We start from the raw sequence: 23,234 nt of genomic DNA, 5'->3' as shown, positions 1-23,234 counted from the left end.
TAAAATAATATGAAAGTAATGTATAAAAATGAGAATAAAACGACCATTCTTGCATAAAAATTACATATATTGTTATATGATTCGCCATTATGAAACGCACGGAAACGTGTACATATAAAATGCAGTTGTATAGCGGTGTAGAGCATCGAAAAACGTTTGACATGTGTTTGTGTAATTGGTATACTTACATAGTGCTCAGGGGCAAGTATGCCTAAGTAGCATAATTTCGTAAGGAGAATTTTACTATGGACATTGCCCATCTGAAGTCGATGAACAAAACAATCGGTGCCAAGCAAACGTTGAAAAACATTGCACGAGGGACTGTGAAGTATGTGTTCGTAGGACATGATAGTGATGAAAGTGTAGTTGGACCTATACGAAATGCTTGTGCTGAACAGGGAATACCTGTGAATGACAAGCACACTATGGATGACCTCGGTCGTGCGTGTCGCATTAAGGTGCGGGCCACAGCGGTAGGTATCCTACGTTAATCTTGGTAATATCCGATGTAACACTTTGTTATGACGGATCAATTATAAATCTCAAATTTGGAAAGGAGGTGCCCAAATGCCAACAATTAATCAGCTAGTACGCAAAGGTCGCATGAGCTTGACTAAAAAATCTACAGCTCCAGCACTTCAAGAATCTCCACAAAAACGTGGTGTATGTACTCGTGTGTACACAGCTACTCCAAAGAAACCAAACTCCGCGCTTCGTAAAGTTGCCCGTGTACGTTTGACAAACGCTATTGAAGTAACTGCTTACATCCCAGGCATTGGTCACAATTTACAAGAACACAGTGTTGTACTTATCAGAGGCGGTCGTGTAAAAGACCTTCCAGGTGTGCGTTATCACATCGTTCGCGGTGCATTGGATACAGCTGGCGTACAAAACCGTATGCAAAGTCGTTCCAAATACGGCGCGAAAAAAGCTAAAAAATAATTTTAGCCATTAAACGAAACTAACACACATCATTATAAAGGAGGAATTGAACATGCCAAGAAAAGGCCCTGTTCCGAAACGTGATGTACTTCCAGATCCGGTGTACAACAGCAAATTAGTAACACGTTTCATTAACAAAGTTATGTACGATGGCAAAAAAGGCATTGCTGAAACTATCGTATATGATGCATTCGAAATTATTCGTTCCAAAATGGGTCAAGACCCAATGGAAGTTTTTGATCAAGCATTGAAAAATGTTATGCCTGTACTTGAAGTACGTGCTCGCCGTATCGGTGGTGCGAACTACCAAGTGCCAGTTGAAGTTCGTGCTGATCGCCGTCAAACACTCGGTATTCGCTGGGTTGTAAACTATGCTCGTCTTCGTGGTGAACGCACTATGAAAGAACGCTTAGCAGGCGAATTGATGGACGCTTTCAACAATGCAGGCGCTGCAATCAAGAAAAAAGAAGATACTCATAAAATGGCAGAAGCTAATAAAGCATTTGCTCATTATCGTTGGTAATAAGAGGTGACAACTGTGGCAAGAGAGTTTTCCCTAGCAAAAACTCGTAATATCGGTATCATGGCTCACATCGATGCTGGTAAAACAACAACTACAGAACGTATCCTCTACTATACAGGTATTGTTCACAAAATCGGCGAAGTACATGAAGGTGCTGCTACGATGGACTGGATGGCGCAAGAACAAGAACGTGGTATCACAATCACTTCTGCGGCGACAACATGTCACTGGAAAGATCATCGTATCAATATCATCGATACTCCTGGTCACGTTGACTTTACTGTAGAAGTAGAACGTTCTCTACGTGTACTTGATGGCTCCGTAGCGGTGTTCAGTGCTAAAGGTGGCGTTGAACCTCAATCCGAAACAGTATGGCGTCAAGCATCTAACTACGGCGTACCTCGTATCGCTTATGTAAATAAGATGGATACAGTAGGTGCTGACTTCTTCAACGTAGTTGATATGATGAAATCCCGTTTGGGTGCAAATTCCGTAGCTATCCAAGTGCCAATCGGCGCTGAAGATACTTTCGAAGGCATCATCGATTTGATGACTATGAAAGCGGAAATTTACAAATCCGATGACGGTAAAGAATATGAAATCACTGATATCCCAGCAGAATATCAAGAAGTAGCTGAAGCTCGTCGCGAAATGATGATTGATGCTATCGCTGAAACTGATGATGATATCATGATGAAATATTTGGAAGGTGAAGAAATCTCCATCGAAGAATTGAAAACAGCATTGCGTAAAGCGGTTATCGCTAACCAATTGTTCCCAGTTCTTTGTGGTTCTTCCTACAAAAACAAAGGTGTACAAATGTTGTTGGATGCTGTTGTAGATTACATGCCAGCTCCTATCGACATTCCAGCTATTAAAGGTGTAGTTCCTGGTACTGAAGAAGAAACAACTCGTCCTTCTTCCGATGAAGAGCCATTCTCCGCATTGGCATTCAAAATCATGGCTGACCCTTATGTTGGTAAATTAGCGTTCTTCCGTGTGTACTCCGGTACATTGGAATCCGGTTCCTACGTTTTCAACTCCACAAAAGGTAAGAAAGAACGTATTGGCCGTATTCTTCAAATGCACGCTAACACTCGTAAAGAAATCGACATGGTTTACGCTGGCGACATCGCTGCAGCTGTAGGCTTGAAAGATACTACTACTGGTGATACTCTTTGTGATGAAAAGAATCCTGTAATTCTTGAATCCATGGAGTTCCCTGAACCAGTTATCTCCGTTGCTGTTGAACCTAAAACAAAAGCTGACCAAGAAAAAATGGGTACAGCTCTTGCTCGTTTGGCAGAAGAAGATCCTACTTTCAAAGTTCGTACTGATGAAGAAACAGGTCAAACTATTATCTCCGGTATGGGCGAACTTCACTTGGATATCATCGTTGACCGTATGAACCGTGAATTCAAAGTAGAATGTAACGTAGGTAAACCTCAAGTAGCTTATCGCGAAACTATCCGTAAAGCTGTTAAAGCTGAAGGTAAATTCGTTCGTCAATCTGGTGGTCGTGGTCAATATGGTCACTGCTGGTTGGAATTAATTCCTCAAGAACCAGGTGCTGGCTTCGAATTTGAAAATAAGGTCGTAGGTGGTGCAATTCCTCGTGAATACATCGGACCTGTTGAAAATGGTGTTAAAGAAGCTATGGAATCCGGTGTTATCGCTGGTTATCCAATGGTTGACATCAAAGTTATCGTATTTGACGGCTCCTACCATGACGTTGACTCCAATGAAATGGCCTTCAAAATCGCTGGTTCCATGGGCTTTAAAGAAGGTGCTCGCAAAGCAGATCCTGCATTGCTTGAACCATATATGTCCGTAGAAGTAGACGTTCCTGAAGAATACATGGGCGACGTTATCGGTGACTTGAACTCCCGTCGTGGTCGCATGGACGGCATGGAAGCTCGTAATGGTAACCAACATATCAAAGCATATGTTCCATTGAGCGAAATGTTCGGTTACGCAACAGACCTTCGTTCCAAAACTCAAGGTCGCGGTAACTACTCCATGACATTCGATCATTACGAAGAAGTTCCTAAGAAAATTGCTGAAGAAATTCAAGCAAAGAAAAACGGTTAATCTTACATTAGATTAATAGAATTACTATTTTCCTCGGAGGATAATTTAAAATGGCAAAAGAAAAATTTGAACGTACGAAACCGCATGTTAACATCGGTACAATCGGTCACGTTGACCATGGTAAAACTACTTTGACTGCTGCAATCACTAAAGTATTGGCAGAAAAAGGCCAAGCTGATTTCCAAGATTACAGCATGATCGATAAAGCTCCAGAAGAACGTGAACGTGGTATCACAATCAACACTGCACACGTTGAGTATGAAACTGCTAACCGTCACTATGCACACGTTGACTGCCCAGGCCATGCTGACTATGTTAAAAACATGATCACTGGTGCAGCTCAAATGGACGGCGCTATCTTGGTATGTTCCGCAGCTGACGGCCCTATGCCTCAAACTCGCGAACACATCTTGTTGGCTCGCCAAGTTGGTGTTCCTGCAATCGTAGTATTCTTGAACAAAGCTGACATGGTTGACGACGAAGAATTGATTGAATTGGTAGAAATGGAAGTTCGTGAACTTCTTTCTTCCTACGAATTTCCTGGCGACGAAGTACCTATCGTTGTAGGTTCTGCGTTGAAAGCTTTGGAAGGCGATGCTCAATATGTAGCTAAAATCGACGAATTGATGGAAGCTGTAGACTCCTACATCCCAACTCCAGTTCGTGATACTGACAAACCTTTCTTGATGCCTGTGGAAGACGTATTCACAATCACTGGTCGTGGTACAGTAGCAACTGGCCGTGTTGAACGTGGTCAAGTAAACGTAGGCGACACAGTAGAAGTTGTAGGCTTGAAAGAAAAAGCTGAACAATACGTAGTAACTGGTCTTGAAATGTTCCGCAAAACTTTGGACTCTGCAGTAGCAGGTGACAACGTAGGTGCGTTGCTTCGTGGTGTTGACCGTAAAGACATCGAACGTGGTCAAGTATTGGCTAAACCAGGTTCCATCAAACCACACACAAAATTCAAAGCAGAAGTTTACGTATTGACTAAAGAAGAAGGTGGCCGTCATACTCCATTCTTCTCCAACTACCGTCCACAATTCTACTTCCGTACAACAGACGTAACAGGTGTTGTAAACCTTCCAGACGGTGTAGAAATGTGTATGCCTGGCGATAACGTAACAATGAACATCGAATTGATCACTCCAATCGCTATCGAAGAAGGTCTTCGCTTCGCGATCCGCGAAGGTGGCCATACAGTAGGCGCTGGCGTTGTAACTGAAATCGAAGGTTAATTTAACCTTTTATGCTCATCGTAGTGATGCGTTGAGCACAATACATGCAGCATTCAGAGCGGCAGTAATGCCGCTCTAGTGTTGTGTTTTTAAACTATGAAGTAGAAGGTTGCCTCTGCGGAGGAGAATTTCTATGGAGCAGCCCATTCACGAAATGGACGACAGGAGGAATTATTAATAATGGCTAAACAGCAAAAAATCCGTATTCGCCTTAAGGCATACGACCACAAAGCTCTCGATCAAAGCGCTGCTAAGATCGTAGACACTGCAAAAAGAAATGGCGCTATGGTATCTGGTCCGATTCCATTGCCAACAGAAAAGAATATCTTCACAATTCTTCGTTCTGTACACGTAAATAAAGATTCTCGTGAACAATTCGAAATGCGTACACATAAACGCTTAATCGATATTCTTGAACCAAATTCGAAAACAGTAGATGCTATCACTCGTTTAGATTTACCAGCTGGTGTATCTATTGAAATAAAACTATAAGGAGGTGCGATAATGTCTAAAGCTATTTTGGGTAAAAAATTAGGAATGACTCAAGTCTTCACAGCAGAAGGCCAATTAGTTCCTGTAACAGTAGTGGAAACTACCCCAAGCGTTGTAGTGCGCGTTAAGACTGTTGAAACAGACGGCTACGAAGCAGTACAAATTGGTTACGGTTCCATTAAAGAAAAACATTTAACAAAACCTGTAAAAGGTCAGTTCGACAAAGCTGGCGTAGCTCCAGTTAAATATCTTCGCGAAGTTCGCGTAGCTAATGCAGCTGACTACACAGTAGGCCAAACTCTGGCAGCTGATATCTTCGCAGAAGGTGAATTGGTGGACGTAGTGGGTACAGGTAAAGGTAAGGGTTTTGCTGGCACAATTAAACGCCATAACTTCTCCCGTGGTCCTGAAACTCATGGTTCCAAATCTCACCGTGAACCTGGTTCCATCGGTCCTATGATCTCCGGTGGCGGCGGTAAGGTATACAAAGGTAAAAAACTCCCTGGACAAATGGGTGGTTACAGAGTTACCGTACAACGCTTATCCGTTGTGAAAGTTGATGCTGAACGTAACCTTTTATTGGTTAAAGGTGGTATCCCAGGCGCTAAAGGTAGCTTGGTTATGGTTCGCAACACGGTTAAACCTGTTAAATAATCATTTGTCGAAAGGAGGATTATGTAATGCCTACAGTAGCAACATATAATCAATCCGGCGTTAAAGTCGGTGAAATACAGTTAAACGATGCAGTATTCGGCGTTGAAGTTAACGAAGCCGTAATGCATCAAGCCGTAGTTCGTCAATTATCTAACGAACGTCTCGGCACACATGCAACAAAAACTAGAGGTATGGTTCGTGGCGGTGGCCGCAAACCTTGGAAACAAAAAGGTACTGGTCGTGCACGTTCCGGTTCCAGCCGTTCCCCAATCTGGATTGGTGGCGGTACTACATTTGGTCCACAACCTCGCAGCTATTACAAAGCTATGCCTCGTAAGGCTAGACGTTTAGCAGTTAAATCTGCTCTTAGCGATAAAGTGAATAATAGCGAATTATACGTTTTGGAAGAAATCACATTAGCAGCTCCTAAAACTAAAGAAGTGTTGAACATTATCAATAGCTTCAACGTTGGTGATGCAAAAGTATTGTTCATCACTGAAGGTGATGTAAATGTTGAACGTTCCGCTCGCAACATCCAAGGTGTTAAAGCATTGGCTTGCGAAGGTATGAACATTTTCGATCTTCTTCATTACGATAAGCTCTTAATTACTAAAGGTGCTGTCGCAAAAATCGAGGAGGTACTTGGATAATGCAATTACATGATGTACTAATCCGCCCGGTTATTACCGAAAAATCCACTATGCTTATGGAAGAAGGCAAATACACTTTCCGTGTGCCTTTGACTGCAAATAAAGTGCAAATCCGTCAAGCAGTTGAAAAAATCTTCAATGTAAAAGTAGAAAAAGTAGCTACTATTCGCGTTTTAGGTAAAACTAAACGCATGGGTCGTACACAAGGTAAACGTAGCGATTACAAAAAAGCTATCGTTACTTTAAAAGCTGGCGAGTCCATTGAATTCTTTGAAGGTGTCTAAGAGTCTAGTTGTAAGGAGGCCCACTAATGGCAATTAAATCATTTAAACCGTACTCCGCTGGTCGCCGGTTTATGACAGTATCCGCCTTCGACGAAATCACAGCAAGCAAACCAGAAAAATCTTTGCTAGCTAAGATTTCTCAAAAAGGTGGTCGTAACAATACTGGTAAAATGACAGTTCGTCACCAAGGTGGCGGTCATAAACGTCAATATCGTATTATTGACTTCAAACGTACTAAAGATAATATTCCAGCTAAAGTAGCAACAATCGAGTATGATCCTAACCGTTCTTCTCGTATCGCTTTGCTTAACTACGCTGATGGTGAAAAACGCTACATTTTAGCTCCTAACGGTCTAAAAGTTGGTGACGTTGTATTCTCCGGTCCTGAGTCCGATATTAAACCTGGTAACTGCTTACCATTGGCTAATATTCCAGACGGTACACAAATCCATAATATCGAATTGAAAATCGGTAAAGGTGGCCAAATCGTTCGTTCCGCTGGTACATCTGCTCAATTGATGGGTAAAGATAATGGCTATGCTATTCTTCGTTTACCATCTGGTGAAATGCGTCGTGTTCGTCAAGAGTGCCGTGCAACAGTAGGTGTTGTTGGTAACGCTGACCACAGCAACCTTGTAATTGGTAAAGCTGGTCGTCATCGTTGGATGGGCGTTCGCCCTGGCAACCGTGGTGTTGTAATGAACCCTTGTGACCATCCACATGGTGGTGGTGAAGGTAAATCTCCTGTTGGTCGTAAACATCCTGTTACACCTTGGGGCAAACCAGCACATGGTGTTAAAACTCGCGACAAGAAAAAAGCTTCTAACAGCTTAATCATTAAACGTCGTACAAAATAGGATAAAGGAAAGGAGATAAAATAGTGTCCAGATCTATTAAAAAAGGCCCTTTCGTAGCAGATCATTTGCTTAAGAAAGTTGAAGCTTTAAACGAAACTAACGAAAAGAAAGTTGTAAAAACCTGGTCCCGTGCCTCTACTATTATCCCAAGTTTTGTAGGCCACACAATTGCTGTGCATGATGGTCGCAAACATGTACCTGTATTCATTACAGAAGATATGGTAGGTCATAAATTAGGTGAGTTCGCTCCTACACGTACTTTTAAAGGTCATGGTAAGGACGAAAAATCTACAGGCAAAAAATAGGAGGAAATAATACATGGAAGCAAAAGCAATCGCTAGACATATCCGAATCGCGCCTCGTAAAATCCGTATCGTTGCAGATTTAGTGCGCGGTAAAAACATCGGCGAAGCATTTGCCATCTTGAAGTTCACTCCGAAAGTTGGCGCTGATGTAGTAGAAAAAGTTATGCGTTCTGCAATCGCAAACGCTGAACATAATTTCGATATGAATGTTGACAATCTTTACGTATCCGAGATCTTCGTTGATCAAGGCCCTACATTAAAACGCATTCATCCTCGTTCCCGTGGTCAAGCTTTCAAAATTTTGAAACGCACTAGCCATGTAACAGTAGTAGTTAAAGAAAGAGCTTAAGAAGGAGGGAAACAGAGTGGGTCAAAAAGTTAATCCACACGGTTTGCGTGTCGGTATCGTAAAAGATTGGGACGCAAAATGGTATGCAGATAAAGATTTCGCTGCTAATCTTCATGAAGACGTAAAAATTCGTAACTTCTTGAAAGAAACCCTTTTCATTGCTGGTATTTCCCGCATTGAAATCGAGCGTACAAATAAACGTATTAAATTGACTATCCACACTGCAAAACCAGGTATGGTTATCGGTCGTGGTGGTGCTGGTATCGAAGATATCAAAAAAGCAATGACTCGTTTCACTGACAAACAAGTGGACGTTAACATCGCAGAAATTAAACAAGCAGACATGGATGCAATCTTGGTTGCAGAAAACATTGCTAGCCAATTGGAACGCCGTATTGGTTTCCGTCGTGCAATGAAACAAGCTGTAGGTCGTACAATGCGCTTAGGTGCAAAAGGTATTAAAATCATGGTAAGCGGTCGTCTTGGCGGCGCTGAAATCGCTCGTAGCGAATCCTACCGTGAAGGTTCTATTCCTTTGCATACACTTCGTGCAGACATCGACTACGGTACTGCTGAAGCTCATACAACATATGGTTGTATCGGCATTAAAGTATGGATTTACAAAGGTGAAGTTTTGCCAGAAGCAAAACAACCTGCTAAGAAGGAAGAAGGTGGCAAGTAATGCTTATTCCAAAGCGCGTAAAACATCGTAAGCAATTCCGCGGCCGTATGAAAGGTCGTGCTATGCGCGGTAATACAGTGTCTCATGGTGAGTTCGGCTTGGTAGCATGCGAACCATCTTGGATCACTAACCGTCAAATCGAAGCTGCCCGTATTGCTATGACTCGTTATATCAAACGTGGTGGTAAAGTATGGATTAAAATTTTCCCTGACAAACCAATCACAGCTAAACCAGCTGGTACTCGTATGGGTTCCGGTAAAGGTTCTCCTGAATACTGGGTAGCAGTAGTTAAACCAGGTCGTGTAATGTTTGAAATGGACGGTGTGCCAGAAGCTACAGCTCGTGAAGCTATGCGTCTTGCAAGCCATAAACTTCCAATCAAATGCAAATTTGTTGTTAAGGGTAAAGAATTGGGTGGTGACGTAAATGAAGGTTAATGACATTCGCAATATGAGCGCTGCCGAAATGGAACAAAAAGTTTCCGGTCTTAAGGAAGAGTTATTTAACCTCCGTTTTCAGCTTGCAACAGGTCAATTAGAAAATCCTATGCGCATTCGTGAAGTTAAGAAGACAATCGCTCGTATTAAAACTGTACAACGTGAAGTTGAACTTAAATCTGAAAACGCATAATAACAGATTTGTTAAAGGTTGAAAAGGAGGCTTAAAATCGTGGCAGAAGAAAGAAACGTACGTAAAGTCCGCGTAGGTAAAGTTGTTAGCGACAAAATGAATAAAACTGTTGTTGTTGCTGTAGAACGTAAAGTACCTCACGCATTATATAACAAGCCAATGGTTAGCACTAAACGCTTCAAAGCTCATGATGAAAACAATGAGTGCCAAATTGGCGATACAGTTAAAATTGTAGAAACTCGTCCACTTTCTAAAGATAAATGTTGGAGAGTTGTTGAAATTCTTGAAAGACAAAAATAAGAGTGATGTAAGGAGGAATAGACGATGATCCAGCAACAAACAATTTTGAATGTTGCCGACAACACTGGTGCAAAACGTATTATGTGTATCCAAGTCATGGGCGGTTCTTATCGCAAATTCGGCAATATCGGTGACGTAATCGTTGCTTCTGTAAAAGATGCATCACCCGGTGGCGTTGTCAAGAAAGGCGACGTAGTCAAAGCTGTTATTGTTCGTTCTAAAAAAGGTATCCGCCGTCAAGACGGTTCCTATATCCGTTTCGATGAAAACGCAGCAGTAGTAATTAAAGACGATAAAACCCCTCGTGGTACTCGTATTTTCGGACCTGTAGCAAGAGAACTTCGTGAAAAAGACTTCATGAAAATTGTTTCCTTGGCTCCAGAAGTATTATAAGAAGGAGGAACGCAGCATATGGCTAAACTACAAATCAAAAAAGGCGATACAGTTGTTGTTATCTCCGGTAAAGATAAAGGTAAGCAAGGTACAGTAATTGCTACTGAACCTAAAAAAGAACGCGTATTTGTTGAAGGCGTTAACACTGTAAAACGTCACACAAAACCTTCTCAAGCTAACCCACAAGGCGGCATCGTTACTAAAGAAGCTGGTATCCATGTTTCTAACGTAATGGTTGTTGACCCAGAAACTAAAACAGCTACTCGTATCAAAAAAGTTGAAGGCAAAGACGGTAAATTCGTTCGCGCTACAGTTAAATCTGGTACAGTACTTAAATAATCAGGAAAGGAGGAGCTAAATAAATGTCTCGTTTATTTGAACAATACAACTCTGAAATTAAAAAGAGTTTGCAAGAAAAATTCCAATACGGCAACGTTATGGAAATCCCTAAATTGGAAAAAATCGTTATCAACATCGGCGTTGGTGATGCAGTAGGCAATGCAAAAGCATTGGAAGCAGCAGTTAATGATTTGACTATCATCGCTGGTCAAAAACCTGTAATCACAAAAGCAAAAAAATCCATTGCGAACTTTAAAGTTCGTGAAGGTATGGCGTTGGGTACAAAAGTTACTCTTCGTGGCGAACGCATGTATGAATTCCTCGACAAATTGATCAATGCGGCATTACCTCGTGTACGTGACTTCCGCGGTATCAGCGCAACAGCATTTGATGGCCGTGGTAACTACGCTTTGGGTCTTAAAGAACAGCTCATCTTCCCTGAGATCGAATATGATCAAGTAGAACGTGTTACTGGTATGGATATCATCGTAGTAACAACTGCTAAAACAGATGAAGAAGCTCGTGAATTGTTGACTCAATTCGGTATGCCTTTTGAAAAATAATAGGAGGAACATATAGATGGCTAAAAAATCTATGATTGAACGCGAAAAGAAACGCGCTAAAATCGTTGAAAAATATGCAGCTAAACGTGCAGCGTTAAAAGCAGCAGGTGATTATGAAGGCTTGTCCAAATTACCAGCAAACGCATCCCCAACACGCTTACACAACCGTTGCAACTTAACTGGTCGTCCTCACGGCTATATGCGCAAATTCGGTATCAGCCGTATTGCGTTCCGTGAATTGGCGTACAAAGGACAAATTCCTGGTGTTAAAAAAGCCAGCTGGTAATATTAGACGAGAGGAGGTTTTTAGATTATGGTAATGACCGATCCTATCGCGGATATGCTTACGCGCATCCGTAATGCAAATGCTGCACTTCATGAAACGGTAAACATTCCTGCATCTAGAATGAAAGCAGCTGTTCTTGACATCCTTTTACAAGAAGGTTTCGTAAAGAACGTAGAAAAAGAAGAAAACACTTTAAAAGTAACTTTGAAATATGGTTCCAATAACGAAAAAGTTATTACAGGAATTAAACGTATTTCCAAACCTGGTTTACGTGTTTACGCGAAAAAGGAAGAACTTCCTCGTGTACTTGGTGGTTTGGGTATCGCAGTTATTTCTACATCCAAAGGCGTTATGAGCGACAAACAAGCTCGTAAAGAAGGTCTTGGTGGCGAAGTAATCGCATACGTTTGGTAATAGTAGCAATAGGAGGTAGAAATAATGTCACGTATCGGTAGAATGCCTATCGAGATCCCTGCAGGCGTTACTGTTACATATGATAACCATCATATGAACGTAAAAGGTCCTAAAGGTGAATTATCTCGCGATTTGCATCCAGATATGAATATCACTGTTGAAGGTAACACAATTACAGTAGCTCGTCCTTCCGACAATAAAGCTCATCGTTCCCTTCACGGTTTGACTCGCGCTCTTGTTGCTAATATGGTAACAGGCGTATCTGAAGGATTCACAAAAACTCTTGAAATCAACGGTGTTGGTTACAGAGCGGCTAAACAAGGCAATAAATTAGCTCTTACACTTGGCTTCTCTCATCCAGTAGAAATGGAAGCTCCAGCTGGTATTACAATTGAAGTTCCAGCTCCTAACAAAATCGTTGTTTCTGGTGCAGACAAAGAAGTTGTAGGCGCAGTAGCAGCTGATATCCGTAAATGGAGAAAACCAGAACCTTACAAAGGTAAAGGTATCCGCTATGAAGGCGAAGTTGTTCGTCGTAAAGCTGGTAAAGCTGGTGCAAAAGGTAAATAGTAATATCATCTATATGAATGAAAGGAGTGAATATCTTGCCTCGTAAATCTAGTAGAAACATCGCTCGAGCAAAACGTCATCTTCGTATTCGCCGTCACATCTCTGGTACGGCAACTTGCCCACGTTTGAACGTATACCGTTCTTTAGGCAACATCTATGCTCAAGTTATCGATGACGTAGCAGGTACAACTTTGGTAGCTGCTAGCTCTTTAGATAAAGATTTGAACTTATCCTATGGTGGTAACGTAGCTGCTGCTAAAGCTGTTGGTGAAGCAGTTGCTAAAAAAGCTATCGCTAAAGGCATTGACACAGTAGTGTTTGACCGTGGTGGTTACATTTACCACGGCCGCGTAGCAGCCCTTGCAGAAGGTGCTCGTGAAGCAGGCTTAAAATTCTAAGAAGGAGGAACTATAGACATGGCGAGAATTGACTACACCAGTCTTGATCTTAAAGAAAGAGTAGTATTCATCAACCGCGTAGCCAAAGTAGTTAAAGGCGGTCGTCGTTTTTCCTTCAGCGCTCTTGTAGTTGTTGGTGATGGCAACGGTTATGTAGGCGTTGGCTTAGGTAAAGCAGCGGAAGTACCAGAAGCAATTCGCAAAGGTATCGATGATGCTAAGAAAAATATTGTAAACGTAGCAATTAAAAATGGTACAATCCCTCACAGCGTAACAGGCGTATTCGGCGCAGGCCGCGTATTCTTGAAACCAGCTGCTGAAGGTACTGGCGTTATCGCTGGTGGCCCTGTTCGTGCCGTATTGGAATTAGTAGGTGTTCGTAACATCTTGACTAAATCTTTGGGCTCTTCTAACCCTAACAATATGGTTCGCGCTACAATCGAAGGTTTGAAAGATTTGAAACGCGCTAGCGAAGTTGCAGAACTTCGTGGTAAAACCGTTGAAGAAATCTATAACGCGTAATAAGGAGACAAGAAATGGCACAAGTTAAAGTAACATTAACAAGAAGCTTAATCGGTCGTCCTGAAGATCAACGCGCGACAGTTAAAGCTTTGGGCTTGAAAAAAACTAATTCTCAAGTTGTAAAAGAAGTAACACCTCAAATCGAAGGTATGCTTCACAAAGTTAGACATTTAGTAAAAGTTGAAGAAGTTTAATACTGATAAGGAGGTGCACTGAATGAAACTTCATGAATTACAACCAGCTGCTGGTTCCAAAAAAGCTCGTACTCGTGTAGGCCGTGGTTTAGGTTCTGGCTTGGGTAAAACATCTGGTCGTGGTCAAAAAGGTCAAAACTCCCGTTCTGGCGGTGGCGTTCGCTCCGGTTTTGAAGGCGGCCAAATGCCTCTTTATCGTCGTTTACCAAAACGTGGTTTCAACAACGTTTTTGCTAAACAATATGCTGAAGTTAACGTAGAACAATTGAACCGTTTTGAAGACGGTGCAACAGTTGATCCAGTAGCTCTTATTGAAGCTGGCATTTTGAAAAATGTACGCGATGGCATTCGTATTTTAGGTAACGGTACATTGGAAACTAAAAACTTAACTGTTATCGCTAATGGCTTCACTAAATCTGCTGAAGAAAAAATTACAGCAGCAGGCGGAAAAGTAGAGGTGATCTAGGGTGCTAGATAGCCTCTCGAACATCTTTAAGATTACCGAATTACGTAATAAGATTCTTTACACATTAATGATGTTTGCCATCTTTAGAGCTGGTATCCACATTCCTGTTCCAGGCGTTGATGCGTCTGTTATCGAATCCTTGTTTACATCCGGTAACCTATTCGGTCTATTAGACTTGTTTGCTGGTGGTGCGCTTAGTAAGTTCTCTATCTTTGCAATGAGTATTACACCTTACATCAATGCTTCCATCATCATGCAACTGCTTCAGTCTGTAGTTCCTCAGTTTGAAGCATGGAGTAAAGATGGTGAAGACGGGCGTAAGAAAATAGCGAAGGTAACTCGTTATGGCACCGTAGTCCTCGGCTTTGTACAAGCCGCAGGCATGGCATTTGCTCTTAGAGCAAACAACGCTTTGGTAAATAATGATTTCCTTAGTGTATTCGTTGTGGCCATCATCCTAACAGCAGGCACATGCTTGTTGATGTGGATTGGTGAACAAATCACAGCATATGGTATAGGTAATGGTATTTCCTTGATCATCTTTGCTGGTATCGTAGCTCGATTACCAGATGGTTTAGAAACTATTTATCAATATATCCAAAACGGAACAATTAATATGTTCCAAGCATTCTTATTTGCTGTAATTGCTCTTGCGATGATTGCTGTCGTAGTTGCAGTTACACAAGGCCAACGTCGTATTCCGATTCAATACGCTAAACGCGTAGTAGGTCGTAAAATGTACGGTGGTCACTCTACATTCTTGCCGTTGAAAGTCAATCAGGCAGGTGTAATCCCAATTATCTTTGCGTCATCTGTGTTGATGTTCCCTGTGACGATTGCGCAATTTATTGACAATGAATATGTTCATAAAGCTGCGGATCTCTTTACATGGGGTACGCCGTTACAAACGGCATTGTATGCATTATTGATTTTTATCTTTACGTATTTCTATACTGCAATCTCTATCAACATTACAGATATGGCAGATAATATGAAAAAATACGGTGGTTTTATCCCAGGTATTCGTGCGGGTAAACCAACTGCTGATTATGTGGATAACGTGATGACCAAGATCACTTTGGCTGGCGCTGTATTCTTAGCTGTCGTTGCTATTATACCGAATTTCCTCGGTAGTATTACCGGCGTCCAAGGCGTATACTTTGGTGGTACGGCTCTCCTTATCGTTGTAGGTGTAGCACTTGATACAATGCAACAAATTGAGTCGCTCATGGTAACACGCCACTATAAAGGCTTTGTGAAATAGGAGGGAAACAATATGTATATTCTATTAATGGGACCTCCTGGTGCTGGTAAAGGCACTCAGGCAGCTCGACTTATTGAAAAATACGGTATTCCCCAAATTTCAACAGGTGATATGTTCCGCGCTGCGATTAAGAACGAAACACCTCTTGGAGTTGAGGCTAAGAAATACATCGATGCTGGTCAATTGGTACCTGACAGTGTAACTGTTGGTATCGTACGTGATCGCTTGGTGAAAGATGACTGCAAATCTGGATTTATTCTTGATGGATTCCCAAGAACAACAGCGCAAGCTGTGTCCTTGGATGCAATCCTTAAAGAATTAGGAATTTCTTTGGACGCTGTACTTAACTTAAACGTTCCTTCCGAGGAATTAGTTAAACGTATTAGCGAACGAGCTGTTCTAGAAAATCGTGCTGATGATAACCCTGAAACAGTACAGAAACGTCTAGCTGTGTACGAAGAATCTACTAAACCTTTAATCGACTACTATCGCAATAGCGGTTTATATGAAGAAATTAATGGTTTACAAGATGTAGACGCAGTATTTGCTGACATCATTAAGGCTTTGGAGAAATAATCCATGATTATTTTGAAATCGCCCCATGAAATTGAATGTATCCGCAAGGCAAGTAAGCTTACAGCAGACACGTTGTCCTTGTTAGTAGAAAAGGCTAAACCTGGCATCACGACGCTTGAGTTAGATACAATTGCCGAAGAATATATTCGCAGCCACGGTGGTATACCAAGTTGTAAAGGGTACTATGGATTCCCTGCTACAATCTGTGCTTCTATCAATGATGAAGTTGTTCATGGTATTCCGAGCGCTAAGCGTAAGCTTAAAAACGGTGATGTCCTCAGTATTGATCTTGTATCATCTATTGATGGATATCACGGCGATTCGGCTGTGACGATTCCTATCGGTCACGTCAAACCTGATGTGATGAAATTGTTAAAAGTTACAGAAGAAAGTCTGTTCAAGGGAATTGAACAAGTGAAAGTTGGCAACCGTATCGGTGCTATCGGTCATGCTGTTCAAACGTATTGCGAGAAACATGGTTACGGTGTCGTTCGCGACTTCGTAGGTCATGGTTTAGGCCGCGAAATGCATGAAGATCCACAAATACCAAACTATGGTAGTCCTGACCAAGGACCTCTTATGAAACCTGGTATGGTATTGTGTATCGAACCGATGATTACTCTAGGTACACATCGTGTTCGTGTATTAGGGGATGACTGGACAGCAGTTACCGTAGATGGTAAACCTGCTGCTCATTTCGAACATACAGTGGTTGTTACAGAAAACGGCCCTGAAATATTAACCATGCGTGATGAACCGCGGTTAATTAAATAAAACAGGTAACCGGAGGAAAAGATATGTCAAAAGAAGACGTTATTGAGGTGGAAGGTACGGTAGTTGAGGCTTTACCGAATGCCATGTTCCAAGTTGAATTGGAAAATGGTCATATCGTATTGGCTCATGTGTCAGGTAAAATGCGTATGAATTTTATCCGTATTCTTCCTGGTGATAAAGTTACTATGGAACTGACACCGTATGACTTAAATCGTGGTCGCATCACCTATCGCTTCAAATAAGCATAGGGTCCACAAAGGAGGTACTAATGAAGGTTCAACCATCAGTTAAAAAGATATGCGAAAAATGTAAAATCATTAAACGCAAAGGCCGTGTAATGGTTATTTGCGAAAATCCAAAACATAAACAAAAACAAGGATAATCTGATAGGAGGTGGATGATTAGATGGCACGTATCGCCGGTGTAGATTTACCTCGTGATAAACGAGTGGAAATTGGTTTAACTTATATTTATGGTATTGGTCCAACTTTAGCAGCTGAAATCATTGCTAAAACTGGCATCAATCCTGACACACGTGTTCGTGATCTTTCTGAAGATGAAGTAGCGAAAATCCGTGAATTGTTAGATGCTGATTACAAAGTTGAAGGTGACCTTCGTCGTGAAGAAGCTCTTAACATTAAACGCTTAATTGAAATCAACTCCTATCGAGGCAAACGTCATCGTATGGGTTTACCACTTCGTGGTCAACGTACTAAAACGAATGCACGTACTCGCAAAGGTCCTAGAAAAGCAATTGCTGGTAAAAAGAAATAAGATAAAGGAGGGATAAAGCGTGGCTAAAAAAGTTGTTAGAACTAAAAGAAAAGAAAAGAAACATATTGAATCCGGTGCGGCTCATATTCGTTCTACATTCAATAACACTATCGTAACTTTGACAGATACAAACGGTAACGCGTTGTCTTGGGCTTCCGCTGGTGGCTTGGGCTTCCGTGGTTCCCGTAAATCCACTCCATTCGCTGCTCAAATGGCTGCTGAACAAGCTGCTAAAGCTGCAATGGAACATGGTCTTCGCACTGTTGAAGTATTCGTAAAAGGTCCTGGATCCGGCCGTGAAGCTGCAATCCGTGCTTTACAAGCTGCAGGTCTTGAAGTTACTTCCATTAAAGACGTAACTCCAATTCCTCACAATGGTTGTCGCCCTCCAAAACGCCGTCGTGTATAATTTATAGCGGCCGATTTGATACGGTGCTATAATTAAACTATGAACGTGTGTTGTATAGGAGGATGTTCCTGATGAGCGAAGAAAAGAAACTTAAAATCGAGAAAGTGGACATCGCCGAAGGCGGTCGCTATGGTAAGTTCGTATGTGAACCATTAGACCGTGGCTATGGTATCACTCTCGGTAATAGCTTACGCAGAATTTTGCTTTCATCCTTGGATGGGGCAGCTATCACCTCTATCAAAATTGATGGAGTTCTTCATGAGTTCTCTACTATTCCTGGTATTCGCGAAGACGTTACGGATATCATCCTTAACTTAAAGCAATTGTGCATCAAAGTTGAAGAAGATGTTCAATTACCTTTGGAAGTTCATTTTGACTTCCAAAAGGACGGCGTATTGACAGCTGCTGACTTAGCTGAACAATTCCCACCAGAAGTAGAAGTATTGAATCCTGAACTAGTGATTGCGACAATGGATGAGACAGCTCATCTCGTAATGGACGTAGTAATCGAACGTGGCAAAGGTTACGTTCCTTCCACGAAGAATAAAAAAGATACAGATGTAATCGGTTGTATTCCAATCGATTCCATCTTCTCTCCAATTCTTCGTGCCAAATACGAAGTGAGTGATGTTCGTGTAGGCAATGAAATGGACTTTGACAAACTTACATTAGAAGTTTGGACTGATGGTTCCATTACTGCTGCTGATGCAGTAGCAAAATCTGCTGCCATTATGATTGGTTATTTAGGGAACTTCACTAAATTAGCGCACTCTGCAGATGTTGTAGATGTAAACACAGGTGAAGGCGGTATCGTTGTTGATCCAGTAGGTTCCGATAATGAAGAACCAGCTGTAGATGACGGCCCAGCAAAGATTTCCATCGATGAGTTGGAACTCTCTGTTCGTGCGTATAACTGCTTGAAACGTGCTGGCATTAATACAATTGCAGATTTGCTAGACAAAACCATTGATGACTTAGGAAAAGTTCGCAATTTAGGCAAAAAATCCATCGATGAAATTGAGGAAAAACTCAACAATCATCCAGGTGGTTTTCAACTTAAACAAAAAGGCGAATAAGGAGGAAGACGAATGTACAGAAAATTAGGCCGCGACAGCTCCGCTCGTAAAGCGTTGTTCCGTAGCATGTTAACATCTTTCTTCCAATATGAGCGTATTGAAACTACAGAAGCTAAAGCGAAAGAACTTCGCTCTTTAGCTGATCAAATGGTAACTTTGGCTAAACGTGGTGATCTTCATGCACGTCGCCAAGTTCTTGCATACCTCATGGATGAAAGCGTAGTAAAAAAATTGTTTGATACAATTGCTCCAAAATATGCAGACCGTCAAGGTGGTTACACTCGTGTAATCAAAACTGGTCTTCGCAAAGGTGACGCTGCACCTTTGGCTATTATCGAGTTAGTTTAATCAAACTCATACGGTGTTGTAACTTATGTTGCAGCACCGTTTTTTTATTGTCAATTTTATGGTACAATCGATTAGTATAATATCGTAATATGTTAGCAGTTATCGTAAAGAATGAATAAATATTGTTAACCTTTTCACATAAATCTATGGCAATCATTAATGCTTAATCTATACAGTGGATTACATTAATTTGTTGTTGTTAATAGGTCAATACTGTTATATACAATTTAAAGGTTATACTTTCACAAAGACGAAATTGACTAGAAAGATATGAGGTTATCCATGAATGAAAAAGACATTATGATTGACGTCAATCATATGAGTCATATTTATAGTGATGAAAATGGCAATGATGTACATGCACTAAATGATGTGAGTTTATCCATCAAGCGTGGTGAGTTTGTTTGTATTATCGGTACTAATGGTAGTGGTAAAAGTACACTAGCCAAGCATTTCAACGTGTTATTACAACCTAGCGAAGGTTATATCAATGTATGTGGCTATGATACGCGTGATGAAGCGCATATTTGGGATATACGTCAACATGTAGGCATGGTGTTCCAAAATCCTGATAACCAAATTGTGGCGGCTGTCGTAGAAGAGGACGTTGCCTTTGGTCCAGAAAACCTTGGTATTCCTAGCGCGGAAATTAGAAAACGCGTCGATGCAGCGTTAGAGGCTGTAAATATGACTGAATATAGAGAACATGGTCCTCATTTGTTGTCTGGTGGTCAAAAGCAACGCATTGCCATTGCCGGCGTACTTGCTATGAAACCAGATTGTATCGTCCTTGATGAGCCAACAGCTATGCTCGACCCTAAAGGTCGCCGTGAAGTACTTGAAACAGTTCATAAACTCAATAAAGAGGAAGGTATTACTATCGTATACATTACACACTTTATGGAGGAAGCTGTTACAGCTGATCGTGTGGTAGTAATGAAAAATGGCGTGAAGTTACATGATGGAACCCCTCGTGAGATTTTTAGCCATGTAGATACTTTAAAAGGCCTTGGCCTCGATGTACCAGTTGCGTCTGAAATTGCTTTCAAATTGAATGAAAAAGGTTATGAAGTAGGTAAGAGTATCATCAACAATGAAGAATTAGCAGAAGGACTAAAACATTCTAAATTGGCGGATCAATTACTAAGTGAACATAACGTAAGTGCTCACAAGATGAGTTCTCCTAACAATGAAAATTCAAATGTAGTAAGAGGGGAGGGCACACACTAATGGCGATTGTATTAGATAATATTACCTATACCTATGGTGTAGGCACTCCATTTGAAAAAACGGCCCTTCATGGTGTATCTCTTACTGTTGAAAACGGTGAGTTTTTGGGCATCATTGGTCATACCGGGTCTGGTAAATCTACCTTTGTACAACATTTGAATGGTTTATTACATCCTACTACCGGAACCGTTACTGTTAATGGTGTAGATATTAGCGCTTCTACAGAGGAAGCTAAGAAGATGCGCCATAAGGTAGGCATGGTCTTCCAATATCCAGAACATCAACTATTTGAAGAAACCATTGCTGAAGATATTGCCTTTGGTCCTAAGAACTTAGGTCTTAGTGCAGCTGAAGTGGATGAACGCGTGCGAGATGCCATGAAATTTGTAGGCCTCGACTACGACACTTATGCAGAGCGTTCTCCATTCCACCTATCTGGTGGTCAAATGCGTCGCGTTGCTATTGCCGGTGTAGTGGCTATGAATCCGGACTTCCTAGTTCTTGATGAGCCATCTGCAGGCCTTGATCCATTTGGTCGTGAAGAAATCTTTGAAGAAATTATTCGTCTTCATAAAGAAAAGGGTATTACAGTAATCCTTGTATCTCATAATATGGAAGATATTTCGCGCATGGCATCTCGCCTTGTAGTCCTAGATAAAGGTCGCATCGTTCTCGATGGAGAGCCGATGGATATCTTTAATAATCATCGCGATGAATTACAGGCGGTTGGTGTAGACGTACCACCAGTGTCTGTCACTATGGAGTATTTGCGTGAACAGGGACTAGATGTGTCTAATCGTGTATTATCTGTAGATGATGCAGTACAAGCCATTCTAGAAGGAGGTAGCCATGTTAAATAACATTACTATAGGGCAATACTTCCCAGGAAACTCCTTCTTGCATCGCATGGATCCTCGTGCAAAGATTATTGCTACTACAATATTTGTGGTAGCCATCTTCCTAGCGAACTCTCCTCTTGCGTATGGCTTGGTAGGGGCATTTACAATCTTTGCTATGCTTTTATCACGATTGCCATTACGCTTGATGTGGTCTGCTATTAAACCACTTTGGATTATCATCGTATTTACCATGGGCATTCATATCTTTACAACACCAGGTAATACAATCTTCCAATGGTGGATCATCAATATTACAGATCAAGGCTTGGCTATGGGTCTACAAATGGCAGCGCGATTAATCTTTTTAATCTTGTTCTCGTCCTTATTGACCTATACGACATCACCAATTCGTTTGACCGATGGTATTGAACATTTGCTCAATCCATTCCGTTGTATTGGTGTGCCAGCTCACGAATTAGCAATGATGATGACTATTGCATTGCGCTTTATTCCAACTTTACTAGATGAGACAGATCGTATTATGAAAGCTCAATCTGCTCGTGGTGCAGACTTTGTAACCGGTTCTATCATTCAACGTGCTAAAAATATGGTGCCTCTCTTAGTACCATTATTTATTAGTGCTTTTAGACGTGCAGATGAACTAGCTATTGCCATGGAGGCTCGCTGTTATAGAGGCGGTGTGAATCGTACGCGCATGAAAGAACTACAAGTTACCTATGTAGATTATATCGGTGTAGGGGCGGTCATTCTAGTTACCATTGTACTCATCGTTTTATGGTGGCTTGATCTATGAGAAATATACGGATTATAGTCGCTTATGATGGCACTGACTTAGCAGGCTATCAAAAGCAACCCGACGATAAGGGCTTAACGGTACAAGGCTGTTTAGAATATGGATTGTCAAAAATTTGTAATGAACCAATTCAAATCTACGGTGCTTCTAGAACCGATGCAGGGGTACATGCGAAGTTTCAAGTCTGTACGTTCCAAACATCTGGATCTATACCGGCAGAAAATATTCCTCGCGCTATGATTGCACATATTCCAAAGGATATAGTTGTTCTTGAGGCGGTGGAAATTCCCCTCGATTGGAAGCCGCGATGGAATATATATGGTAAAGAGTATGTATATACCATCCATAATCAACTCATTGCCAATCCACTGACAAAGCGATACCATTGGCACGTTAAGAAGCCTCTTAATATTGAGCTTATGCAAGCAGCCGGTAATGAACTATTAGGCACGCATGACTTTACAACCTTAAAGGGTACGAATTCAACGCCTGCAGATCCAGTAAAAACAATCATGGGAATTCACGTAGAGGCAGATGGTCCTCATGTTACCATTTCTGTTATAGGTGATGGCTTCTTATATCACATGGTTCGCAATATTGCGGGATTGCTCGTCGATGTAGGGCTGGGACGACGTAAGGTAGAGGAGATTAAGGGCTATTTAGCAGCTAAAGATCGCCGTGTAATAGGCAAAACGGCACCAGCTCAAGGTTTGTGTCTAGAGGAAATCTTCTTTACCGAAGAACGGCAGCAAGAGGTATTACAGAATAAATATTCTATATAATTTTGTATAGACTACATTCTCCTATAATTTATTTAAAACGATAACTATTAATACTAAAAGGATACTACATAGCATGTAGTATCCTTTTTTCTTATAATTTTTAGTTATAATGCCTTAATTTATACCTATTATTATGTGAAATGATACATTGTAAACCCAAAATATACATGATACAATGACGATATAGACAGGTTCGTACTATAAAA

Annotated in this window: 39 protein-coding genes; all 39 read left to right on the top strand. The window is 41.3% G+C overall.

The features are described 5' to 3' along the window. The first annotated feature begins 245 nt into the window (after window positions 1-245). The 39 genes from VRHSUH10_RS05260 (at window position 246) to truA (ending at window position 23,028) form a co-directional block, all read left to right on the top strand. Window positions 246-491 (top strand): ribosomal L7Ae/L30e/S12e/Gadd45 family protein, encoded by a 246-nt coding sequence (locus VRHSUH10_RS05260; protein ID WP_005385487.1) that lies wholly within the window; start codon window positions 246-248, stop codon window positions 489-491. 76 nt (window positions 492-567) lie between these two features. Continuing rightward, window positions 568-942 carry a 30S ribosomal protein S12 gene (gene rpsL / locus VRHSUH10_RS05255; protein ID WP_004693554.1) on the top strand — a complete coding sequence of 125 codons (375 nt, stop codon included), beginning with the start codon at window positions 568-570 and terminating at the stop codon, window positions 940-942. Window positions 943-994: 52 nt separating this feature from the next. Beyond that, window positions 995-1,465, top strand: coding sequence for a 30S ribosomal protein S7 (gene rpsG / locus VRHSUH10_RS05250; RefSeq protein ID WP_004693556.1), 471 nt, complete (start codon window positions 995-997; stop codon window positions 1,463-1,465). A gap of 15 nt (window positions 1,466-1,480) precedes the next feature. Continuing rightward, complete coding sequence (fusA, locus tag VRHSUH10_RS05245) at window positions 1,481-3,556, top strand: elongation factor G (RefSeq protein WP_105083569.1); 2,076 nt, start codon at window positions 1,481-1,483, stop codon at window positions 3,554-3,556. A 50-nt stretch (window positions 3,557-3,606) separates the two neighbouring features. Continuing rightward, the gene (gene tuf / locus VRHSUH10_RS05240; RefSeq protein ID WP_105089707.1) at window positions 3,607-4,794 is read left to right on the top strand and encodes an elongation factor Tu; all 1,188 of its coding nucleotides are present in this window, start codon (window positions 3,607-3,609) and stop codon (window positions 4,792-4,794) included. 180 nt (window positions 4,795-4,974) lie between these two features. Further along, window positions 4,975-5,286, top strand: coding sequence for a 30S ribosomal protein S10 (gene rpsJ / locus VRHSUH10_RS05235; RefSeq protein WP_004695100.1), 312 nt, complete (start codon window positions 4,975-4,977; stop codon window positions 5,284-5,286). Window positions 5,287-5,298: 12 nt separating this feature from the next. Beyond that, window positions 5,299-5,940, top strand: a complete 642-nt coding sequence (gene rplC, locus VRHSUH10_RS05230; protein WP_004695102.1) for a 50S ribosomal protein L3 — start codon at window positions 5,299-5,301, stop codon at window positions 5,938-5,940. A 26-nt stretch (window positions 5,941-5,966) separates the two neighbouring features. Further along, a complete protein-coding gene (rplD, locus tag VRHSUH10_RS05225; RefSeq protein WP_105089706.1) occupies window positions 5,967-6,590 on the top strand; it encodes a 50S ribosomal protein L4 in 624 nt (207 codons plus the stop codon). Continuing rightward, on the top strand, window positions 6,590-6,874 hold the full coding sequence (gene rplW, locus VRHSUH10_RS05220; RefSeq protein WP_004695108.1) for a 50S ribosomal protein L23: 285 nt from the start codon (window positions 6,590-6,592) through the stop codon (window positions 6,872-6,874). The genes rplD and rplW overlap by 1 nt, the downstream gene beginning before the upstream one ends. A 26-nt stretch (window positions 6,875-6,900) precedes the next feature. Beyond that, window positions 6,901-7,731 carry a 50S ribosomal protein L2 gene (gene rplB, locus VRHSUH10_RS05215; protein WP_005385496.1) on the top strand — a complete coding sequence of 277 codons (831 nt, stop codon included), beginning with the start codon at window positions 6,901-6,903 and terminating at the stop codon, window positions 7,729-7,731. Between the two features lie 23 nt (window positions 7,732-7,754). After that, entirely contained in the window at window positions 7,755-8,036 is a 282-nt protein-coding gene (rpsS, locus tag VRHSUH10_RS05210) for a 30S ribosomal protein S19 (protein ID WP_060923779.1), read from the top strand. 13 nt (window positions 8,037-8,049) lie between these two features. Next, window positions 8,050-8,385, top strand: a complete 336-nt coding sequence (rplV, locus tag VRHSUH10_RS05205) for a 50S ribosomal protein L22 (protein WP_004695112.1) — start codon at window positions 8,050-8,052, stop codon at window positions 8,383-8,385. Between the two features lie 16 nt (window positions 8,386-8,401). Beyond that, window positions 8,402-9,067, top strand: a complete 666-nt coding sequence (gene rpsC / locus VRHSUH10_RS05200; protein WP_105084923.1) for a 30S ribosomal protein S3 — start codon at window positions 8,402-8,404, stop codon at window positions 9,065-9,067. Beyond that, on the top strand, window positions 9,067-9,504 hold the full coding sequence (gene rplP, locus VRHSUH10_RS05195) for a 50S ribosomal protein L16 (RefSeq protein WP_004695114.1): 438 nt from the start codon (window positions 9,067-9,069) through the stop codon (window positions 9,502-9,504). The genes rpsC and rplP overlap by 1 nt, the downstream gene beginning before the upstream one ends. Then, window positions 9,494-9,697: a 50S ribosomal protein L29 gene (gene rpmC / locus VRHSUH10_RS05190; protein WP_004695115.1), complete on the top strand. Its 204-nt coding sequence runs from the start codon at window positions 9,494-9,496 to the stop codon at window positions 9,695-9,697. The genes rplP and rpmC overlap by 11 nt, the downstream gene beginning before the upstream one ends. Window positions 9,698-9,736: 39 nt before the next feature. After that, the gene (gene rpsQ, locus VRHSUH10_RS05185) at window positions 9,737-9,997 is read left to right on the top strand and encodes a 30S ribosomal protein S17 (RefSeq protein WP_005385504.1); all 261 of its coding nucleotides are present in this window, start codon (window positions 9,737-9,739) and stop codon (window positions 9,995-9,997) included. A 24-nt stretch (window positions 9,998-10,021) separates the two neighbouring features. Beyond that, entirely contained in the window at window positions 10,022-10,390 is a 369-nt protein-coding gene (gene rplN / locus VRHSUH10_RS05180; protein WP_004695117.1) for a 50S ribosomal protein L14, read from the top strand. Between the two features lie 18 nt (window positions 10,391-10,408). Continuing rightward, a complete protein-coding gene (rplX, locus tag VRHSUH10_RS05175) occupies window positions 10,409-10,729 on the top strand; it encodes a 50S ribosomal protein L24 (RefSeq protein WP_004695118.1) in 321 nt (106 codons plus the stop codon). A 23-nt stretch (window positions 10,730-10,752) separates the two neighbouring features. Next, on the top strand, window positions 10,753-11,292 hold the full coding sequence (gene rplE / locus VRHSUH10_RS05170) for a 50S ribosomal protein L5 (protein WP_024065152.1): 540 nt from the start codon (window positions 10,753-10,755) through the stop codon (window positions 11,290-11,292). Window positions 11,293-11,308: 16 nt separating this feature from the next. Continuing rightward, a complete protein-coding gene (gene rpsN, locus VRHSUH10_RS05165; protein WP_005377140.1) occupies window positions 11,309-11,578 on the top strand; it encodes a 30S ribosomal protein S14 in 270 nt (89 codons plus the stop codon). Between the two features lie 27 nt (window positions 11,579-11,605). Continuing rightward, on the top strand, window positions 11,606-11,992 hold the full coding sequence (rpsH, locus tag VRHSUH10_RS05160) for a 30S ribosomal protein S8 (RefSeq protein WP_004695128.1): 387 nt from the start codon (window positions 11,606-11,608) through the stop codon (window positions 11,990-11,992). 24 nt (window positions 11,993-12,016) lie between these two features. Continuing rightward, window positions 12,017-12,562: a 50S ribosomal protein L6 gene (gene rplF / locus VRHSUH10_RS05155; protein ID WP_039968986.1), complete on the top strand. Its 546-nt coding sequence runs from the start codon at window positions 12,017-12,019 to the stop codon at window positions 12,560-12,562. A 17-nt stretch (window positions 12,563-12,579) separates the two neighbouring features. Further along, window positions 12,580-12,960: a 50S ribosomal protein L18 gene (rplR, locus tag VRHSUH10_RS05150; RefSeq protein WP_105089705.1), complete on the top strand. Its 381-nt coding sequence runs from the start codon at window positions 12,580-12,582 to the stop codon at window positions 12,958-12,960. An 18-nt stretch (window positions 12,961-12,978) separates the two neighbouring features. Then, window positions 12,979-13,482: a 30S ribosomal protein S5 gene (gene rpsE / locus VRHSUH10_RS05145; protein ID WP_004695136.1), complete on the top strand. Its 504-nt coding sequence runs from the start codon at window positions 12,979-12,981 to the stop codon at window positions 13,480-13,482. A 14-nt stretch (window positions 13,483-13,496) separates the two neighbouring features. Beyond that, entirely contained in the window at window positions 13,497-13,676 is a 180-nt protein-coding gene (rpmD, locus tag VRHSUH10_RS05140; RefSeq protein WP_004695138.1) for a 50S ribosomal protein L30, read from the top strand. 22 nt (window positions 13,677-13,698) lie between these two features. Continuing rightward, window positions 13,699-14,142, top strand: a complete 444-nt coding sequence (gene rplO / locus VRHSUH10_RS05135) for a 50S ribosomal protein L15 (RefSeq protein ID WP_060923780.1) — start codon at window positions 13,699-13,701, stop codon at window positions 14,140-14,142. 1 nt (window position 14,143) lies between these two features. Continuing rightward, window positions 14,144-15,406 carry a preprotein translocase subunit SecY gene (secY, locus tag VRHSUH10_RS05130; protein ID WP_060923781.1) on the top strand — a complete coding sequence of 421 codons (1,263 nt, stop codon included), beginning with the start codon at window positions 14,144-14,146 and terminating at the stop codon, window positions 15,404-15,406. A gap of 12 nt (window positions 15,407-15,418) precedes the next feature. Then, complete coding sequence (locus VRHSUH10_RS05125) at window positions 15,419-15,982, top strand: adenylate kinase (protein WP_005385513.1); 564 nt, start codon at window positions 15,419-15,421, stop codon at window positions 15,980-15,982. A gap of 3 nt (window positions 15,983-15,985) precedes the next feature. Further along, on the top strand, window positions 15,986-16,756 hold the full coding sequence (map, locus tag VRHSUH10_RS05120) for a type I methionyl aminopeptidase (protein ID WP_060923782.1): 771 nt from the start codon (window positions 15,986-15,988) through the stop codon (window positions 16,754-16,756). 23 nt (window positions 16,757-16,779) lie between these two features. Further along, the gene (gene infA / locus VRHSUH10_RS05115) at window positions 16,780-16,998 is read left to right on the top strand and encodes a translation initiation factor IF-1 (RefSeq protein ID WP_004695147.1); all 219 of its coding nucleotides are present in this window, start codon (window positions 16,780-16,782) and stop codon (window positions 16,996-16,998) included. A gap of 26 nt (window positions 16,999-17,024) precedes the next feature. Next, a complete protein-coding gene (gene rpmJ, locus VRHSUH10_RS05110; protein ID WP_004695148.1) occupies window positions 17,025-17,138 on the top strand; it encodes a 50S ribosomal protein L36 in 114 nt (37 codons plus the stop codon). 23 nt (window positions 17,139-17,161) lie between these two features. Then, the gene (gene rpsM, locus VRHSUH10_RS05105) at window positions 17,162-17,530 is read left to right on the top strand and encodes a 30S ribosomal protein S13 (protein WP_059364029.1); all 369 of its coding nucleotides are present in this window, start codon (window positions 17,162-17,164) and stop codon (window positions 17,528-17,530) included. Between the two features lie 19 nt (window positions 17,531-17,549). Then, window positions 17,550-17,939 (top strand): 30S ribosomal protein S11, encoded by a 390-nt coding sequence (rpsK, locus tag VRHSUH10_RS05100; protein ID WP_004695151.1) that lies wholly within the window; start codon window positions 17,550-17,552, stop codon window positions 17,937-17,939. 71 nt (window positions 17,940-18,010) lie between these two features. Next, on the top strand, window positions 18,011-19,015 hold the full coding sequence (locus VRHSUH10_RS05095) for a DNA-directed RNA polymerase subunit alpha (protein WP_105089704.1): 1,005 nt from the start codon (window positions 18,011-18,013) through the stop codon (window positions 19,013-19,015). A 12-nt stretch (window positions 19,016-19,027) separates the two neighbouring features. After that, window positions 19,028-19,363 carry a 50S ribosomal protein L17 gene (rplQ, locus tag VRHSUH10_RS05090; protein ID WP_004695155.1) on the top strand — a complete coding sequence of 112 codons (336 nt, stop codon included), beginning with the start codon at window positions 19,028-19,030 and terminating at the stop codon, window positions 19,361-19,363. A gap of 282 nt (window positions 19,364-19,645) precedes the next feature. Then, window positions 19,646-20,593 (top strand): energy-coupling factor transporter ATPase, encoded by a 948-nt coding sequence (locus tag VRHSUH10_RS05085; protein ID WP_105089703.1) that lies wholly within the window; start codon window positions 19,646-19,648, stop codon window positions 20,591-20,593. After that, window positions 20,593-21,453 carry an energy-coupling factor transporter ATPase gene (locus VRHSUH10_RS05080; protein WP_105089702.1) on the top strand — a complete coding sequence of 287 codons (861 nt, stop codon included), beginning with the start codon at window positions 20,593-20,595 and terminating at the stop codon, window positions 21,451-21,453. Before VRHSUH10_RS05085 ends, VRHSUH10_RS05080 begins: the two co-directional genes overlap by 1 nt. Then, window positions 21,443-22,246 (top strand): energy-coupling factor transporter transmembrane protein EcfT, encoded by an 804-nt coding sequence (locus tag VRHSUH10_RS05075; RefSeq protein WP_105089701.1) that lies wholly within the window; start codon window positions 21,443-21,445, stop codon window positions 22,244-22,246. Before VRHSUH10_RS05080 ends, VRHSUH10_RS05075 begins: the two co-directional genes overlap by 11 nt. Further along, window positions 22,243-23,028 (top strand): tRNA pseudouridine(38-40) synthase TruA, encoded by a 786-nt coding sequence (truA, locus tag VRHSUH10_RS05070; RefSeq protein ID WP_105089700.1) that lies wholly within the window; start codon window positions 22,243-22,245, stop codon window positions 23,026-23,028. The genes VRHSUH10_RS05075 and truA overlap by 4 nt, the downstream gene beginning before the upstream one ends. Window positions 23,029-23,234 lie beyond the last annotated feature (206 nt).

This window comes from Veillonella sp. T11011-6 (genome assembly GCF_002959755.1).
Lineage (GTDB): Bacteria > Bacillota > Negativicutes > Veillonellales > Veillonellaceae > Veillonella.
This window is presented reverse-complemented; position numbering and strand designations above follow the sequence as displayed.